This is a genomic window from Pseudomonas sp. NBRC 111119 (genome assembly GCF_001320125.1).
Taxonomy (GTDB): domain Bacteria; phylum Pseudomonadota; class Gammaproteobacteria; order Pseudomonadales; family Pseudomonadaceae; genus Aquipseudomonas; species Aquipseudomonas parafulva.
This window is the reverse complement of the sequence record NZ_BCAV01000009.1, coordinates 34287-50703: the sequence shown is the minus strand read 5'-3', so window position 1 is coordinate 50703 and position 16417 is coordinate 34287. Positions and strand designations below refer to the sequence as shown.

The following is a 16417-nucleotide window of genomic DNA, read 5'->3' as shown; positions in this document are numbered from 1 at the left end:
ACGGGCACTCGCTGACAAAGGGCGCTTCAGACCACCATGATGGCGTCGATGACCACCAGGGTATTGCGCGCCAGGGCGCTGGCCCCTGCGGTGGTGCGCGCCGGGTATGGCGGGGTGAAGTACTCTTGCATCACGCGGTTCAGGGTGGGGAACTCACTCAAGTCGGTGATGAACGCGGTTACCTTCACCACGTTTGCCAGTGTTCCGCCTGCCGCCTCGGCCATCTGCGCCAGGTTGTCGAGGGTCTGGCGGAGCTGGCCTTCGAAATCCTGTGCCAACACTTCGTTGGTCAACGCCGAAACCGGTGTCTGGGCCGACAGGTAGATGGTCTGCCCGCGGCTCACCTTGATGCCCTGGGAATAAGTGCCCAGCGGCAACGGGGCCTTGTTGGTGAAAATCACGTTTTCCTCGGCCAGGAAAGGGGTGCCAGCAGTATTGATTTGAGCAGTGCTTTGCATGGTGACGGTCCTTGTTGAGTGTGAGGGTTAGTGCAGGTCGGCAACCTTCTTCACGGCCAGGCTGGCGAACGCCGTATCACGGCATCGCGCCGGGGAAAAAAGCAGGTAGTTCAGTTGCAGGGCAGCCAGGTCATCCGGTACGGCCACGCCCAGCGCAGCATGCGCACACAGCCGCGCGATGGCGGGGGCGGCCTGAATGCCATAGCCACCCAGTGCGGCCAACCAGATGAAGTTTTCGTGTTGCGGGTCCTGGCCGAGCACTGGAGAGCGATCGGCAACAAACGTACGCAGGCCCGCCCACTTATTGATGATCGCCCGGGGCCGCAGCCGCGTTACGGTTTGCAGGCGGTCCATGGTGATTGCCAGCCCCAGCTCATCCGGCAACGCATCGCAGGGTGGCGAAGGGTCTTCATCGCACGGCGAAACGATCAGCCGCCCGGCTTCGGGTTTGATGAAGATGTCTTCGTCGACCGTGCCCAGGTACGGCGTGCCATGGACGTCGCACTGCGGGTCCACGGCCAGTACGGTACGGCGCAGCGGCCGCACGCCAACCCTGGGTACTGAGCAGCGCTCTGCCAGCTCGTCGGCCCAGGCGCCGGCGGCGTTCACGACGATGGCTGCCTGCAGGCGCTGACCGTCCTGGGTAAGCAATGTCCAGTGGCCGGGCTGCCATTCGCCTCTGAGCACTTCGCACGCCCGCTTGACCACCCCGCCCCGTTTGCGCAGCCCGCCAAGGTAGGCACCGTGGATAGCATGCACATCCAGGTCGAAGGCGCTGGGCTCGTAGATACCGGCAGCCCAGGCACCTTCGGCCAGGTAAGGCACATGCTCCAGCACCTGCTTGGCATCGAGGTAGCAGGCGCTGGGCACCTGGGCCGACACGGCCTTGAACCGTGCCCTGAGTTTGTCTTCGCGGCTTGCTTGCGCCACGATCAGCGCACCCCGGGGTGCCCACAGCGGGTGCTCGGCCAGGCCTTCGGGCGGGTTTTCGAAGAAGGCCCGCGAGGCACAGGTCAAGGAGCGGATTTGCTGGTTGCCATAGCTCTCCATCGAGATCGCAGCCGAGCGGCCCGTGGTGTGATAGGCCAGTTGCTGCTCCTGCTCAAGCAGGCACACGCTGCCATGGGCGGCAGTTCGTAAGCCACCGACACCCCGGCGATGCCGCCACCCACCACAATGAAATCGTAAGACCCGCTCATGCTCGGCTGCCCTCGGTGATGGCGACGGTTTTGCTTTCCCGGGTCCAGGTCAGCGCGAAGTGGGCGACCAGGCCGAACACCAGCCCCCAGAACGCAGCCGCCAGGCCCAGGAAGCTCATGCCCGAGGCGGTGACAAGGAAGGTGATCAATGCGGCTTCGCGCTGTTTGTCGTCTGCCATGGCGCCGGTCAGGCCGGCACTGATCGCGCCGAACAACGCCAAGCCCGCAAGGGACGCGATGAGTTCTTTGGGCAGCGCTGAAAAGACCGACGCCAGGGTCGCACCGAAAATCCCCATCAGAATGTAGAAGAGGCCACAGGCGATTCCGGCGACATACCGTTTGTCGCGGTCCTCGTGGGCCTCGCGGCCCGTGCAGATCGCTGCCGTGATGGCCGCCAGGTTCAAGCCATGGGAGGCAAACGGCGCCAGCAGCACCGAGCCGATCGCGGTGACCGAGATGATCGAGCGCGCCGGGGTGGTGTAGCCCGAGGTGCGCAACACGGCCATGCCGGGTACGTACTGGCCGGTGAGCGTCACCAGCGCCAGCGGCAGGCCCAGGTTAATGATGGCGTGCCAGTTCCACTGCGGTGCGGTGAATACGGGGTGGGCCACCGCGATCACGATCGAGCCGCTATTGAGGGTGCCGAGCGAGCCCGCTACGACGCAGCCGACAACCAGCACCGAGAGGATCGCGTAACGGGGGGACAGGCGCTTGAAGACCAGGTAAGCCGCGATCATCGACAACACCAGCGCCGGCTGTAGCGTCACTGAAGTGAATAGCTCGGTGCCGAAGCGGAACAGAATGCCGGCGAGCATCGCCGCAGCGATGGCTTTGGGTAAACGGTTCATCAGTTTGTCGAACGCACCGGACAAACCCACCGCCGCAATGATCAGCGACGCCACCACGTAGGCGCCCACGGCCTGTGGCAGCGTGATGGTGGGCAGTAGCGACACCAGCAGGGCCGCCCCTGGCGTCGACCAGGCTGTGATGACTGGGATGCGCAGGCGCCAGCTGAGCAAAAGGCCGGTGACCCCGCTGCCGATGGAAATGGCCCAGATCCAGGACGACACCACATCATCCGGCAGGTGCGCTTGCCTGGCGGCCTGGAACACGATGATCAGTGGCCCGGCATAAGAAATGATCACGGCGATGAGGCCTGCGATAACGGCGGAGAGCGATAGATCCTTTCTGATTGTGTCCATGAGGCCTCGGCTTGGCGCGGCGGCATTGCGCATTGGTTAGCAGGATTGAGTCGATTGATTCGATGCACAATGAGTGTATTGCAACAAATTGAAATGATTCAATACCTGATTGCCATCATTGGCTCAATTTTCATGAATACAGACTGTGAAAACAGCCTAACGACGATGTAGCACGTTGATTTATATGGAGTTAAAACGTAGATGAAATTATTCCACCCCCAGCGGCCACTGGCTTAGATCATTGATTCGAATCAATGAATCGCTGTTGCTGGGTTTTACTGGTGGATCAATGCCGCTGTGATATCCTCGGACATTGATCATTTATTCGATGGGCAGTGTCATTCATGTGGGTTCCCCAGCTAAACGAGTCCAATCAGCCGATGTACCTGTCGATCGCCGATGCGCTGGCACGGGATATCAACAGTGGCGTCTTGAACCAGGGTGATCGGCTGCCGACGCTGCGCGAGCTGGCGACTACCCTGAACGTCACACCCGGTACCATCAGCCGAGCCTACAACGAGGCCCATCGCCGTCGCCTGGTACAGGGGGAAGTGGGGCGCGGCACCTACGTGCTCAGCCAGGGCCAGCTGGAACTGCCGGCCAGCAACAGCGCTGCCCCGCTGAACCTGGGGCAGTCGGAGCTGCTTGATCTGTCGATCATCAAGCCCTATAGCGAAACCCTCGAGTACTGGCTGCGCGGCGCCCTGGTCGGCATGGCCAAAAGCACGGATTTCGCCCGCGCCCTCGATTACGCACCTGACGGCGGCCACCCTGCCCACCGTGAGGCGGGTGCGCAGTGGTTGCGCCACGCCTTGCCCGATGCCCAGTGGCAGCAAGTCGTGATCACTGCCGGGGCGCAACACGGCCTGATGGTGGCAATGAGTGCCTTGACCCATGCCGGCGACCTGGTGCTGTGCGAAGCGTTGTGCTACCCCGGCATCATTTCGGTTGCCCACAGCCTGGAGCGCCGCCTGCGCGGCATACCCATGGATGACGAGGGCATCCTGCCCGATGCGTTACGCGAGCTGTGCCTGCGTGAAAAGCCGGCCATGCTGGTGTGCGTTGCGACCTGCCAGAACCCCACGGCTGCCATCATGTCTGCTGCTCGCCGCGCGCAGATCGCGGCCTTGGCCGAAGAGTTCGACTTCATCATCCTCGACGACGATATCTATGGCTTCCTGGCTACGGACCCGTCTATCAAGCCCCTCTCGGCGTATGCACCAGACCGGTCGGTCTACCTCACCAGCCTGTCGAAGGCGATCATGCCGGCACTGCGCGTGGGGTACCTGTACAGCCCACCCAAACTGCTGTCGCGCCTGACCTCCATGGTCCGCAGCAGTGTGTGGATGCCCTCCCCGCTCACGGCCCAACTGGCCAGTAATGCCATCACCGAAGGCCTGGACAGCAAGCTGGTACGCATCCAGCGTACCCAGGCGGCAGAGCGCCAGGCAATCGCCCGGGAAATCTTTGCAGGCTTCCAGTTCAAGACCCAGCCTTACTCGTACCACCTCTGGCTCACCCTGCCTGAGCCGTGGAGCGCGGACGAGTTCACCCTGCTCGCCCGCGCCAACGGCGTGCTGGTGCTGAGCGGCACTCAGTTCCAGGCCGAGCGTGGGGGGGATAACCGCTGCGTGAGGCTGGTGCTGATGTCGCCAACCAGTCACGACGAGTTGCGCTTTGCCTTGACCAAGTTGGCCAGCCTGATCGATTCGGACCCGCGACGGTACTACTGAAGCCAACCGCCCTGATGCCCGAGGCTGTCAGGCGACCCCACCCTGCACGCCGAACTGCGACTGACGCCACAGATCGAACACCCGGTTGCGCAACCAGCGATGCTCAGCCGAGGCCTGCAAGCGCTGATGCCAGACCACCCAATAACGCTGGGTGTGCTCCACGAAGCCCAGTGGCCGCCACGCCAACGCATGCAGGCGGCACAGTTGCCGCGCAATATGCTCGGGCACCGTCGCTACCGCCTGGCTGGCCGCGATCACCTGCACCGCAGCGGAGAAAAACGGCACCTCCAGGCCTACCCGACGCTGCAGGCCCTGCGCCCGCAAATGGCGGTCGATGAAGCTGTCCTTGTCGCCACCCCCGGAAATACGCACGTGCTTGTGCGCCAGGTAATCGTTCTGGCCGAGCACGGGGTGGGCGGCCAGCGGGTGGTTGCGCCGCATCAGGCACACGGCCCGGTCTTCGCCCAGCAGGCGCCCGTGCAGGTTGGGCGGCGACTCGTCGAACAGGGTGGTGGCCAGGTCGATTTCGCCACTGGCAAGCAAGGCGTATTGCCCGGCCTGCCAGGTGCGGTACTCCAGACACACCCCAGGGGCCTCCTGCTCCAGCGCTGCCACCAGCAGCGGCAACATGTGCTCGGCCACGTAATCCGAGGCGGCCAGGCAAAAACGCCGTTCACAGCGGGCAGGGTCAAAGACGGCGGGCTGGCGCAGGCTGTGAAGCTCTTCAAGCACCTGGCGCAGGGGTTCGACCAGGGCCTCGGCGTGCTCGCTGAGCACATAGCCACGCCCTTGGCGCACCAGCAGCGGGTCGTCGAACGCCTCTCGCAGGTGGGCCAGTTGCCGGCTCAGGGCCGACTGGCTCACGCCCAGGCGCTCGGCAGCGTGGCTCAGGTTCTTCAGTTGCAGCAGATGCTCCAGCGTGCGCAGGTGCGCCAGGCTGAGGGAGGCGAAACTAGGGTTCATGCAGGCTGCCCTCGGGGGTATCGACAGCCCCACAGGCCAGGCGCAACCTGGCGGAGGTCACGCGCGGCCGTGGCCGCCGGCGCTGCCGGCGATCGGGCCGCGAAAGCGGCCCAGGCAGGTCACTCGGTCAGGCCCACGTACACGTTCTGTACGTCATCGTTCTCGTCGATGGCTTCCAGAAATGCTTCAACCTCGGCCAGGGCTTCGGCGCTCAGGCTGGCCGCACTCACCGGGTTTTTGGGGGTGTAACCCAGCTTGGCAGAGGTCACGGTGAAGCCCTGCTCCGGCAACGCCTTCTGCACCGCATCCAGGTCCGTGGTGTCGGTGATGAACAGCGTGGAGCCTTCCTCGTCACCTGGCTCGAAGTCCTGGGCACCGGCTTCGATGGCAGCCATTTCCGGGTCGGCGTCGCCGGTGGGGGTGGCTTCGATCAGGCCAACGTGGTTGAAATCCCAGGCGACCGAGCCGCTGGCACCCAGCTGGCCCTTGCGGAACAACACACGAATCTGCGCGACAGTGCGGTTGACGTTGTCAGTCAGGCACTCGACGATCAACGGCACCTGGTGCGGCGCGAAGCCTTCGTAGCTGACCGCCGCGTACTGCACGGCATCACCGTCCAGGCCCGCACCTTTGCGAATGGCCCGTTCCAGGGTCTCGCGGGTCATCGAAGCTTTCTTGGCCTGGTCGATGGCCAGGCGCAGGCGCGGGTTCATGTCCGGGTCGGCGCCAGCCTTGGCGGCAATCTGGATTTCCTTGGACAGCTTGCCCATGACCTTGCCTTTGGCGTTGGCCGCGGCTTCTTTATGTTTGGCTTTCCACTGTGCGCCCATGTCGACTCTCTTGTTTCAGCGGCCGGTTCAGGAAGCGACCGGCACAAAAAGTGGGTGCATTTTATACGCCTCTGCCCCGTGATCGACAACACATGTCGGTATCAGGCCGCGCCTCAACGGGTCGCGACCACGAACAACCGCGGAAACGGCAACAACACCTTGCCATCGCTGGCCGCCGGGTAGGCGTGCTGCATGGCCTGCAGGTACAGCTGCAGGAACTGCGCCTGCTCCTGGGGCTGCAAGCGTGCCAGGTAGGGCCGCAGGGCTGAGCCCTTGAACCACTCCACCACCGCCTGGGCGCCGCCGACCAGCGGGTGATAGTAGGTGGTACGCCACACATCCACCCGCGTGCACAACGGGCTGAGCACATCGTAGTAGAAGCTGGCGCCGTGCCTGGGTGGCAATCGGAAATCAGCGAACGTTGCCGCCCATGGGCCCTGGCTGGCGATTTCACGCAGGGCGGCATGGGCCGGTTCCTCCAGGTTGTCGGGGGTCTGCACGGCCAGGCTGGCGCCCTCGCTGAGCTGCTGGACCAGGTGCGGATAAAGGCTGGCGTGGTCGGGTACCCACTGCAGCGACGCATTGGCCAGGATCAGGTCCTGGGGTTCGGCCGCGCACCAGCCGGTAATGTCGGCAGTGATCATGCGCACCCGCGGAATGCACAGACGCTTGCGCTCACGGGCCTTGTCGATCATGTCGGCGTCACTGTCCAGCGCCGTCACCTGGGCGTCGGGGCAACGCTGCAGCAGCACTTCTGTCGAGTTGCCAGGCCCGCACCCAAGGTCCGTGGCGTGGCGCACCGGGCGCGGGGGCACGGCGGCCAGCAGGTCGCGCACGGCGCGGGTGCGTTCGTCTTCGAACAGGGAATACTGGGTGGCGGACCAGGACATGGGAGCAATCTCCTTGAGCGATGGGTGCAGCATATGCCATCTGCCGGGTGTCTGGGGCTGGGGAAGGCCCACAATGCAAAACGGCCGGGTCCCAAGGGAGCCGGCCGCAGCGTAACGCCGTTGACGCTTAGTGCTGGCGGCTGCTGCGCAGCTGATGCACCACGCCCATTGCCACCACCACCGCAGCGGCGATACCGGTGGAGATCACCAGAATCTGGTAGTCAGGCATGAAGGCCATGGTCACCAGGGCAGCAACGATGAACGCGATCACCAGGTAGGTCAGCCAGGGGAACAGCCACATCTTCAGGCGCACTTCCTTGCCCTCGGCAATCAGCTTGCGACGCATGCGCAGCTGCGAGCAGGCAATCACCAGGTACACCAGCAAGGCGATCATGCCGGTGGTGTTCATCAGGGTGTCCAGCACGTCCTTGGGGCGCAGCGTCTCGCTGAAGTTGATCAGCGCGCAGACGATGGCCACGGCGCACGAGCCCATGATTGCGTACACCGGTACGCCGGTGCCGGCCCGGGTGATCGTGAAGAACGACGGTGCATCGCCGCGCTGGGCCAGGGAGAACAGCATGCGCGAAGCTGTGTAATGGCCGGAGATCAGGCAACTGCTTACCGAAGTCAGGACCACGAAGTTCATCAGCAGCTCGGCGTAAGGCACGCCCAGCAGCTCCAGGGTCCGGCGGTAGGCACCGTAACCGGAGACGCCCAGGTGCGGGTCGTTCCACGGCACCAGGCAGACGATCAGGAAGATCGAACCCACATAGAACAGGCATACGCGCCACACCACCGAGTTGGTGGCCTTGACGATCTGCGCGGCAGGGTCCTTGGCTTCGGAGGCGGCGATGGTGACGATCTCGGCGCCCAGGAAGGCGAACATCACGCCCAGCAAGGCCCCGATCACCGTGGTGATCCCGTTGGGCATGAAGCCTTCGGCGGTAAGGTGGGTGATGCCCCGCACTTCACCGAACTGCCAGATGTTCAACACTGCGGCGGTACACACGATCAGGAAGCAGACGATCGCGATCACCTTGATCAACGCGAACCAGAACTCGAACTCGCCGTAGTGCTTGACGTTGAAGAAGTTGACCGTGATCAGCACCAGGGTGGTGGCCAGCACGAAGACGTTGACGCTGACATCCGGGAAGAACCCATGCAGGATCTTGCCCGCCACGTAGGCCTCCCAGGCCATGAGGATGACCCAGTACCACCAGTACAGCCAACCGATGGTGAACCCGGCCCAGCGGCCGATGGCGCGGTCGGCATAGGTGGAGAACGAACCGGTGTCGGGCGACGAGGTCGCCATTTCGCCCAGCATGCGCATGATCAGCACCACCAGGATGCCGCCTGCCAGGTAGGCCAGCACCGCAGCCGGCCCGGCGCTGTGAATCACGCTGCCGGAGCCGACGAACAAGGCGCCGCCGATCACCCCGGCGATGGACATCATCGTCAGGTGGCGCGACTTGAGCGAGGCACTGAGCTTGCTCTCGTGCCCGCCTTTCGCGGTGGTTGTTGTGGATGTTGCGTCCATCAGTTGTGTACCCCGTGCTTCTTTTTATCCAAGGAAATGCGTGAAACCCCGATGGCTGGCGGCTTCACCTGTACATCAGTGCTAATGCGGGCAGGATGGTGTGACAAACACACGCAGGCCTTCCATGGCGGCCTGCTGACGCGCCCCAGGGCTGACACCTGGGGCGAACTGAACATGCTTTATGTGGCGATATCTGACACCTAATGTAAAAATGTCCGACGCAGAGAGCCATGCACAGTGGCATGAAACTCGCACTGCACTGTATAGGCCGCCGAACCAATACACCGGCAAAGCGCCTGGCTACACCCACCTGAAGGCACCCCATGCTGCAACTACATCCAGAGTCCACGACGCCGCTGGTCAACCAGATCATCGACGGGCTTCGCACCCTTATCGACAACCAGACGCTCAAGCCCGGCGCCAAGGTGCCGTCCATCCGCGCCTTTGCCGCCACCTACTCGGTGAGCACCTTCACCGTGGTCGAGGCGTACGACCGCCTGGTCGCTCAAGGCCTGCTGGTGAGCCGGGGCAATGCGGGGTTCTTCGTCAACCGGGCCGCAGGCGAACTGCTGGAGCAGCACACTGCCGAGGCTGACGCCAGCCGACCAACGTTCAACTCCGAATGGTACCTGCAGCAGATCTTCGAGATCCGCCAGCTGCCGTTCAAGCCGGGGTGCGGCTGGTTGCCCAACGACTGGATGTACGAGGACGGCCTGCGCCGGGGTTTGCGCCAGGTGGCCGGCAGCCCGCTGGAGTTGTCCGGTTACGGCGACCCCATGGGGTTGCCGGAGCTGCGTACCCTGACCGCGCAGAACCTGCAACAGGAACTGTCAATCGTCGCCAACCCTGCGCAATTGATGCTTACCCACGGCGCCAGCCAGGCCCTGGACCTGGCGGTGCGCACGCTGGTTCGGCCGGGTGACGTGGTGCTGGTGGACGACCCTGGCTACCCCAACCTGATGAGCATCCTGCGTACCCAGGGCGCCACCTTGGTGGGCGTACCGCGCACGCCTACCGGTTACGACCTCAACCACCTCGAACACCTGCTGACGCAGCACCGCCCGACGGCGTTCTTCACCCAGCCGCACCTGCACAGCCCGACCTGCTCGCGCACCCCGCTGCCGCAACTGCACCGCCTGCTGCAACTGGCCAGCCAGCATGGCTTCCGCTTGGTCGAGAACAACCTGTATGCCGACATGATCGCCGAACCCCAGCCGTGCCTGGCCAGCCTCGACCATCTGCAGCAGGTGGTGTACGTGGGCAGCTACTCGAAGAGCATCTCACCCAATGTGCGGGTGGGCTACATGCTGGCCAACCCGGGCCTGGCGCAGCAGCTGCTGCAGATGAAGATGCGCTCGGGGCTGACCACGTCCCAGGTGATGGAGCGTGTGGTGTATGCCGCGATCATCGACGGCCGCTGGCGCAAGCACCTCAAACGCCTGCGCCAGCGCCTGGCCGAAGCCCACCAGGAAGTCGGCCGGCACTTGCACCGGCTGGGCTTCGAGCTGTTCACCGAGTCGGACGAAGGCATGTACATCTGGACCCGCCACCCGGCGATTACCGACAGCGCGCTGCTGCTGGACGATGCGCTGGAAAAAGGCATCATGCTCGGGCCTGGCCAGTTGTTCATGGTCGATGCCGGGCAGACCGGGTGGATGCGCTTCAACGTGGCATTCAGCCTGGACCCGTTGATGTGGGAAATGCTGGAGCAGGTGCTGGCCAAGCATGTGCGGCGTGGGGGGGTGTGAAAGGGCGATGGCTGCAAGCGGCGCCGCTTTGCGGCGCATCCCTCGCTTTTACGAAAGGGAGGTGGCTTTGGCGAGTACGGCCTTGGCCCGTTGCAGGGCCATGCGTGCCCGTTGTTCGCCACTGATACCCTGCTCCAGCAACTGGCGGGTCGGTATTTCCAGGCTCAGCGGCACGTTCGCTGGCAGAGCACGCAGCAACCCTACGAGGTCAGCATCGCCGTCGCCCGGAAAGCGCCGTTCGTTGCGCGCCTGGCGCAGGATTTCATCCATGTCATCCGGTACCGGGCCCGCCACATCACACAACTGGGCATAGCGCAGGCGCTCGGGTGCCAGCGTGGCCAGGTCTGCCAGCGCCGAAGCCGAGCGGTTGAAATGGAAGGCATCCACCAATACACAGGCGTTGGGGCGATCAGCATTGGCCACAACGCGCATGGCCTGGCGCAGGTCACGCACCTCTGTCCAGGGCATGAACTCCAGATGCGGGTAGATGCCGTAGTCTGCGGCCAGGTCACACAAGTGCGCGAACCGTTCGGTCAGCCGCGACTCGTCAGGGTCGTTGCCCGCCACCAGCAATTCGGTACCGCCCAGTTCCGCGCCCACGTCGAGAATGGCCTTGAAGTCCGCCACGCAGGTATCCGGCTTGAGCCGCAGAATCTCCAGGTCCAGCACTTTGATGCCGGTGTCGCGCAACCGCGCCTGGGTTTGCCGGCGCAAGCTCGCGTCGGCCACCAGCGGGAAGTGCTGTTCCTGCTCTGTCGCCGGCACCAGGCGCAGGCCTACGTGGCTATACCCCGCACGTGCAGCGGCTTCCACCATGTCCGGCGGCGACAGCTCCAGTACCGTAAGCGCTGCCAGGGAAAAAATTCGATCCGTCATTTTGCTTCACCGTCAATAAAGAACACGCCCGTCAGGCGATCAATTCTGGAGCACAGGCCCGGCCGCTGGCGGCTGCCTGGCGGATAGCGTCGACCAGTGCCAGGGTACGCCCCCCATCGGCGGCATCAATCAATGGGGCCTGCTCGCCACGGGCCACGCGCACGAAATGCTGCAACTGAAGGGTCAAGGCTTCGCCAACCGGGATACCTTCCTGGCTTTGCAGCAATGGCGTATGCCACCCCGCCCCCGCCTGTGCGTAATGCCAATGCTTGAGCTGCGGAATGCTCAGTGAGCCCCGGGTGCCCGCCAGCAGGTAGCACGGTTGATCCGGCTGACGGGGGTAAACGGGGCTTTCGCCCGAGTCCAGCTCCCAACTCCAGGGCGCTGCCACAGCGTCCGAACCGGTCAGGCTGCCCAAGGCGCCGTTCTCGAACTGCAGCAGCACGGCCGCGCTGTCTTCATTGGCAAAACCGCGCACATCGTTGCGGGTGAACGCCTGCACCTGCACCACTTCACCGCACAGGTAACGCAGCAGGTCGAGGTCGTGAATGAGATTGGTCAGGAGAAAGCCCGCCCCCGGCTCGCGTCGCCATGCGGTGTCGAAGTAGCTGTCAGGCTTTTGCAGTTGCCACATGGCCGTCACATTGATCAGCCGGCCGAGCGCGCCGCCGCCAATGACTTGGTGAGCCTTGGCGATCAGCGGGTTGTGCCGACGGTGGTGCCCGACGAGAACGGGCACACCTGTGCGCCGAGAGGCCTCCACCAGGGTGCGGACTTCATCCAGGTGCACACCCACCGGCTTTTCCACCAGCACAGGCACGCCCGCCTGTACACAGTCCAGGGCCGTCAGCACGTGCTGGTTGTTGGGGTTGGCGACAATCACGGCCTGCGGCTGCACCTTGTCGAGCATCACGCGGTGGTCCGCGAACCAAGGGACTGCGCATTCAGCAGCGAACGCCTCGGCCTGTGGGCCTGGGTCTGCTACCGCGCACAGCTGCGCGCCCGGCACGTGCTGCAGGTGCTGGTAGTGCTGGCGGCCCATGATGCCTGCGCCGACCAGCGCGATACGTAGAGGTGAACTCAAAAGAAGGTCCTCGGCAGATTATTGTTGGCTTTCTGGAACAGGATTCCGGATTCAATAACCAGCACTGTAGAACTTCGTTCCTGTTTTCGACATCCCTGCCATCAGACACTGTTCGGTAATCGACCAGTAAGCGCGTCAGGCGAACAGCTCGCTGGCCGGGCTTGCTACCGACAGCTCCTGCGCCGCCGCCAGCAACAGTGGCGCTAGCTCGGCCAAGCGCCCTGGCGCAAGCCGTGCACTGGGCCCGGCAATGCTCAGCACGCCGATCACCCCCAGGTCGCTGGGGCGTCGAATCACCGCCGCCAGGGCAGACATGCCCACTGCGGACGTTTGCTCCACCCAGGCGTAGCCCCGCTCCCTGGCCTGGTGCAGGTAGCCGAGCAACTGGTCCATGGAGCGCGGCGCGTTCGGCCCAAACTGTTCGGGGTCGGCGATGCCCTGGCGCAGCACCATCTGCACGGCCTGCTCGTCCTCCAGGCAGGCCAGCCAGGCATGCCCGGAGGCGGTATAGAACAGCGGCGCGTCACGGCCCATGTCCGGGTCGTACCGCAGGCCGGAGCGCGCGCCCTGGGATTTTGCGATCCACACCTGGCGGGCACCGTCGATCACCCCAAGGCGCACCAGTTCACCAGTGTCCTGGGCCAGGCGATCAAGGATGGGCTGGACGATGTCAGCACCACTGCTGGACAGGTAGCGGAAGCCCAGCGCCACCAGCTTGGCCGACAACTGGTAGCGGCTGGTGTCACGGTTCTGGCGCACGTAGCCCAGCCGCACCAGCTCGGCAAGCATGCGGTGAGTGGCGCTTTTGGGAATACCCAGGCGCTCTGCAAGGGTTTGCAGGGCCAAACCCTGAGGCTCCCCGGTAAGGCTTTCGACAAGGCTGAATGCGCGCTCGATTTGGCTGCCGGCCATAGGAGGTGTCCTGAAAAAGGGAACAAAGGGTGGAAGATGATTCCATGTCGATAAAGTCGCGTGCGGTGGGGTCGGCTCAATTCGGCCGATTATCGCCCATAAAACGCGGGGTTCGACGCTCCGCTACTTGCGGGCAATGCCGGCCCTCATAAGAATATGGAATCAAGTTCCAATAAAAATACAGGAATCTCACGATGTCTGCCGCGCCCGTTGAAACCGAATGCGATGTACTGGTCATTGGCTCTGGTGCTGCCGGCCTGGCTGCTGCTGTTACGGCGGCCTGGCACGGGCAAAAGGTGGTGCTAGTGGAAAAGGATGACGTGTTCGGCGGGGCCACCGCCTGGTCCGGCGGCTGGGCCTGGGTACCGCGCAACCCCTTGGCGCGGCGTGCTGGCTTCGAAGAAGACATCACCCAGCCACTGACGTATCTGCGTCATGAACTGGGCGCGTTCTACGACGCGGAGCGCGTCGAGGCCTTCCTGCACGCCTGCCCGCACATGGTGGCGTTCTTCGAGCAGCACACAGCGCTGCAGTTCGTGGACGGTAATGGCATCCCCGACATGCACGGCGATACCCCAGGCGCGGCACAAGGGGGGCACCAGGTGATTGCCGCACCCTACGACGCCCGCGAAGTCGGCGCGCTGCTGCCGCGCCTGCGCAGGACGCTGCGCGAAACCTCGTTCATGGGGATGCCCATCATGGCGGGGCCAGACCTGGCCGCGTTCCTCAACATGACACGCTCGCCCAAAGCGCTGCTGCATGTGTGCAAACGCTTCGGCCGCCACCTCTATCACCTGGCACGCTACGGCCGGGCCATGCACCTGGTCAATGGGGTGGCGCTGGTTGCACGCCTGGCCAAGTCGGCGCAGGACCTGGGTGTGCGCCTGCAGGCGTCGTCGCCGGCCAGGCACCTGCTGATCGAGCAAGGCAGGGTCTGTGGCGCATCGGTCACCACACCCAATGGCGAGCAACGCATCCGCGCCCGCGCCGTGGTGCTGGCCGCGGGCGGGTTCCCCCACGACACCGCGCGCCGTCAGCAATTATTCCCCCGCGACAGCAGCGGCCACGACAACCTGGCCCTGCCCCCCATGGGCTGTTCTGGCGATGGCCTGCGCCTGGGTGAGTCGGCAGGCGGCATCGTTGCCACCGACTTGAAGTCGCCCGTGGCCTGGGCGCCGGTCTCGCAGGTACCGCACCGCGACGGCAGCATCGGCCACTTTCCGCACATCATCGAGCGAGGCAAACCGGGCATCATTGGCGTGCTCGCCAGCGGCAAGCGTTTCGTCAACGAGGCGCACGGTTACTACGACTACGTGTCTGCGATGGTGGCGGCGGTACCGGAGGATCAGGAGGTGTGCTCCTGGCTCCTGTGCGACCATCGGTTCATTCGGCGTTACGGCTTGGGCCATGCGCGCCCGGCACCGCTGCCGGTGGGCCCACATGTGCGCAGCGGCTACCTGAAGCGGGCTGCCACCCTCGAGTTGCTGGCGCAGGCATGCGGGATCGACCCTGCGGGGCTGCGCGCGACGGTGGATGCCTTCAACCTGCATGCCCGCAATGGCCAGGACCCGGCCTTCGGCCGCGGCTCGACACCGTTCAACCGCAAGCAGGGCGACCCGCAGCACAACGGCGCGAACCCCTGCGTGGCCCCTATAGAACATGGCCCGTTTTACGCCGTGAAGGTCAAACCAGGTTGCTTTGGCACCTTCGCCGGCCTGCGCACCGATGGCAATGCCAGGGTGTTGGACGCCAACGGGAAACCGGTCGAAGGGTTGTACGCAGCGGGCACGGACATGGCCAGCATCTTTGGCGGCTGGTACCCCTCAGGGGGCATCAACCTGGGGCCTGCGCTTACATTCGGCTACGTGGCAGGCCGGCACATTGCCGGCGCCACCGCGTATGAACAGCCAGCGGCGGCCAACGGTTCAGACATGCTGGGTGAAGGCGCCACCCGCTGAGGCGTCCAGCCGGTTCTGGCACCACGCGCCCGTGGTACCGCCGGCCTGCCCTGCGCTTCGCGTAAAGACCCTGCGCATGGCCGTGCAGATCGGCGAATCGGCCAGCGCCAGGTTCACCAAGCACTGCTCTACGGTCTGCAGGTGCACCTCCAGCCGTTGGCGCACCTCACGCTCACCGCACATGGCCAGCAGCGTGGACTTGCCCTGGTCCAGGCCGGTGCTCTTGCCGCTGGCCGGGTCGCGGTCGTGCAGGTCATCGTGCAGTTGAAACGCCTGGCCCAGGGCGTCGGCCAGGCGGTGCAAGCAGGCCAGCTGCGCAGTGCCGGTACCGGCCAGCCGGCCGGCCATGCCCAACAGCGCAGCGAACAACGCGCCCGTCTTGAGCTGGTTGGTCTCGGCGATTTCCGCCGCCGTGCGCGGGCGCGCACCATCGCGCAAATCCTGTAGCTGCCCTTTGACCAAACCCTCGCTGCCAATGGCAGCGGTGAGGGTTACCACCAGGTCGCTGCGCACCTCCGGTGCCACCGTCTGCAGCCCGGCGACCACGCCAAAGGCGCGCGACAGCAATGCAATCGCCGTCAGTACCGCTACATCCTCGCCGAAGGCCAGGTGTAGCGTTGGCCGGCCACGGCGCAGCGCTGCGTTGTCCATGCAAGGCAGGTCGTCCAGCACCAGGGAGGCCGCGTGCACCATCTCCACGGCGCAGCCCAGGTCAAGCGCTGCCTGCGGGCAAGCCCCCAGGCCCTTGGCCGTGAACAGCAGCAACATGGGCCGCAAGCGTTTGCCCGGTGCCAATGTGCAGTCACGCATGGCCGCCGCGACCAGGTCGCGTTCATGCCCGGCGGGTGGCAACAAGGCGGCCAGCCGGGCTTCGATGGCGGCATGCGCTGCAGCCAGCTGGTGATCGTGGCCGGCGTCGGCGGCGCTGAGCGTGGGGGCTGTGGTCGTCATCCTTGCCTCGCGATGTGGGCGGCCCATTGACCGTAGTAGAAAAGGAACGACTGATGCACGCCGTTGCCTGATGCTG

At 64.6% G+C, this 16417-nt stretch carries 14 protein-coding genes; 3 read left to right on the top strand and 11 right to left on the bottom strand.

Annotated elements, in window-relative coordinates:
• Positions 1–26: 26 nt before the first annotated feature.
• The 3 genes from APH25_RS05140 to APH25_RS05130 all read right to left on the bottom strand — a co-directional run bounded on the left by APH25_RS05140 (position 27) and on the right by APH25_RS05130 (position 2859).
• The gene (locus tag APH25_RS05140) at positions 27–458 is read right to left on the bottom strand and encodes a Rid family detoxifying hydrolase (protein ID WP_060481294.1); all 432 of its coding nucleotides are present in this window, start codon (positions 456–458) and stop codon (positions 27–29) included.
• A 27-nt stretch (positions 459–485) separates the two neighbouring features.
• The gene (locus tag APH25_RS05135) at positions 486–1574 is read right to left on the bottom strand and encodes an FAD-binding oxidoreductase (protein WP_256217480.1); all 1089 of its coding nucleotides are present in this window, start codon (positions 1572–1574) and stop codon (positions 486–488) included.
• 79 nt (positions 1575–1653) lie between these two features.
• Positions 1654–2859 (bottom strand): benzoate/H(+) symporter BenE family transporter, encoded by a 1206-nt coding sequence (locus APH25_RS05130; protein WP_060481293.1) that lies wholly within the window; start codon positions 2857–2859, stop codon positions 1654–1656.
• Between the two features lie 344 nt (positions 2860–3203).
• Between APH25_RS05130 and APH25_RS05125 the strand changes: the two genes are divergently transcribed.
• A complete protein-coding gene (locus tag APH25_RS05125; protein ID WP_060481292.1) occupies positions 3204–4592 on the top strand; it encodes a PLP-dependent aminotransferase family protein in 1389 nt (462 codons plus the stop codon).
• 27 nt (positions 4593–4619) lie between these two features.
• On the opposite strand, the gene APH25_RS05120 is transcribed toward APH25_RS05125, so the two are convergent.
• The 4 genes from APH25_RS05120 to APH25_RS05105 form a co-directional block, all read right to left on the bottom strand.
• Positions 4620–5555: a LysR family transcriptional regulator gene (locus APH25_RS05120; protein WP_060481291.1), complete on the bottom strand. Its 936-nt coding sequence runs from the start codon at positions 5553–5555 to the stop codon at positions 4620–4622.
• Between the two features lie 119 nt (positions 5556–5674).
• Positions 5675–6385, bottom strand: coding sequence for a YebC/PmpR family DNA-binding transcriptional regulator (locus tag APH25_RS05115; RefSeq protein WP_060481290.1), 711 nt, complete (start codon positions 6383–6385; stop codon positions 5675–5677).
• 113 nt (positions 6386–6498) lie between these two features.
• Entirely contained in the window at positions 6499–7275 is a 777-nt protein-coding gene (tam, locus tag APH25_RS05110; protein ID WP_060481289.1) for a trans-aconitate 2-methyltransferase, read from the bottom strand.
• 127 nt (positions 7276–7402) lie between these two features.
• Positions 7403–8812 carry an amino acid permease gene (locus tag APH25_RS05105; protein ID WP_060481288.1) on the bottom strand — a complete coding sequence of 470 codons (1410 nt, stop codon included), beginning with the start codon at positions 8810–8812 and terminating at the stop codon, positions 7403–7405.
• A 323-nt stretch (positions 8813–9135) separates the two neighbouring features.
• On the opposite strand from APH25_RS05105, the gene APH25_RS05100 reads away from it, so the two are divergent.
• Complete coding sequence (locus APH25_RS05100; RefSeq protein ID WP_028634363.1) at positions 9136–10560, top strand: PLP-dependent aminotransferase family protein; 1425 nt, start codon at positions 9136–9138, stop codon at positions 10558–10560.
• A gap of 48 nt (positions 10561–10608) precedes the next feature.
• On the opposite strand, the gene APH25_RS05095 is transcribed toward APH25_RS05100, so the two are convergent.
• From APH25_RS05095 to APH25_RS05085, 3 genes are all read right to left on the bottom strand, one after another.
• The gene (locus APH25_RS05095; RefSeq protein ID WP_060481287.1) at positions 10609–11436 is read right to left on the bottom strand and encodes a sugar phosphate isomerase/epimerase; all 828 of its coding nucleotides are present in this window, start codon (positions 11434–11436) and stop codon (positions 10609–10611) included.
• Between the two features lie 31 nt (positions 11437–11467).
• Positions 11468–12520, bottom strand: a complete 1053-nt coding sequence (locus APH25_RS05090) for a Gfo/Idh/MocA family protein (RefSeq protein WP_060481286.1) — start codon at positions 12518–12520, stop codon at positions 11468–11470.
• Between the two features lie 135 nt (positions 12521–12655).
• Positions 12656–13432 carry an IclR family transcriptional regulator gene (locus APH25_RS05085; RefSeq protein WP_060481285.1) on the bottom strand — a complete coding sequence of 259 codons (777 nt, stop codon included), beginning with the start codon at positions 13430–13432 and terminating at the stop codon, positions 12656–12658.
• Between the two features lie 194 nt (positions 13433–13626).
• Here APH25_RS05085 and APH25_RS05080 point away from each other — a divergent pair, with 194 nt between their 5' ends.
• Positions 13627–15390, top strand: coding sequence for an FAD-dependent oxidoreductase (locus tag APH25_RS05080; protein WP_060481284.1), 1764 nt, complete (start codon positions 13627–13629; stop codon positions 15388–15390).
• Here the strand turns inward: APH25_RS05080 and APH25_RS05075 are convergent.
• Positions 15358–16341 carry a polyprenyl synthetase family protein gene (locus APH25_RS05075; protein WP_082428215.1) on the bottom strand — a complete coding sequence of 328 codons (984 nt, stop codon included), beginning with the start codon at positions 16339–16341 and terminating at the stop codon, positions 15358–15360. The two genes, APH25_RS05080 and APH25_RS05075, sit on opposite strands and share 33 nt — an antisense overlap.
• Between the last annotated feature and the right edge of the window lie 76 nt (positions 16342–16417).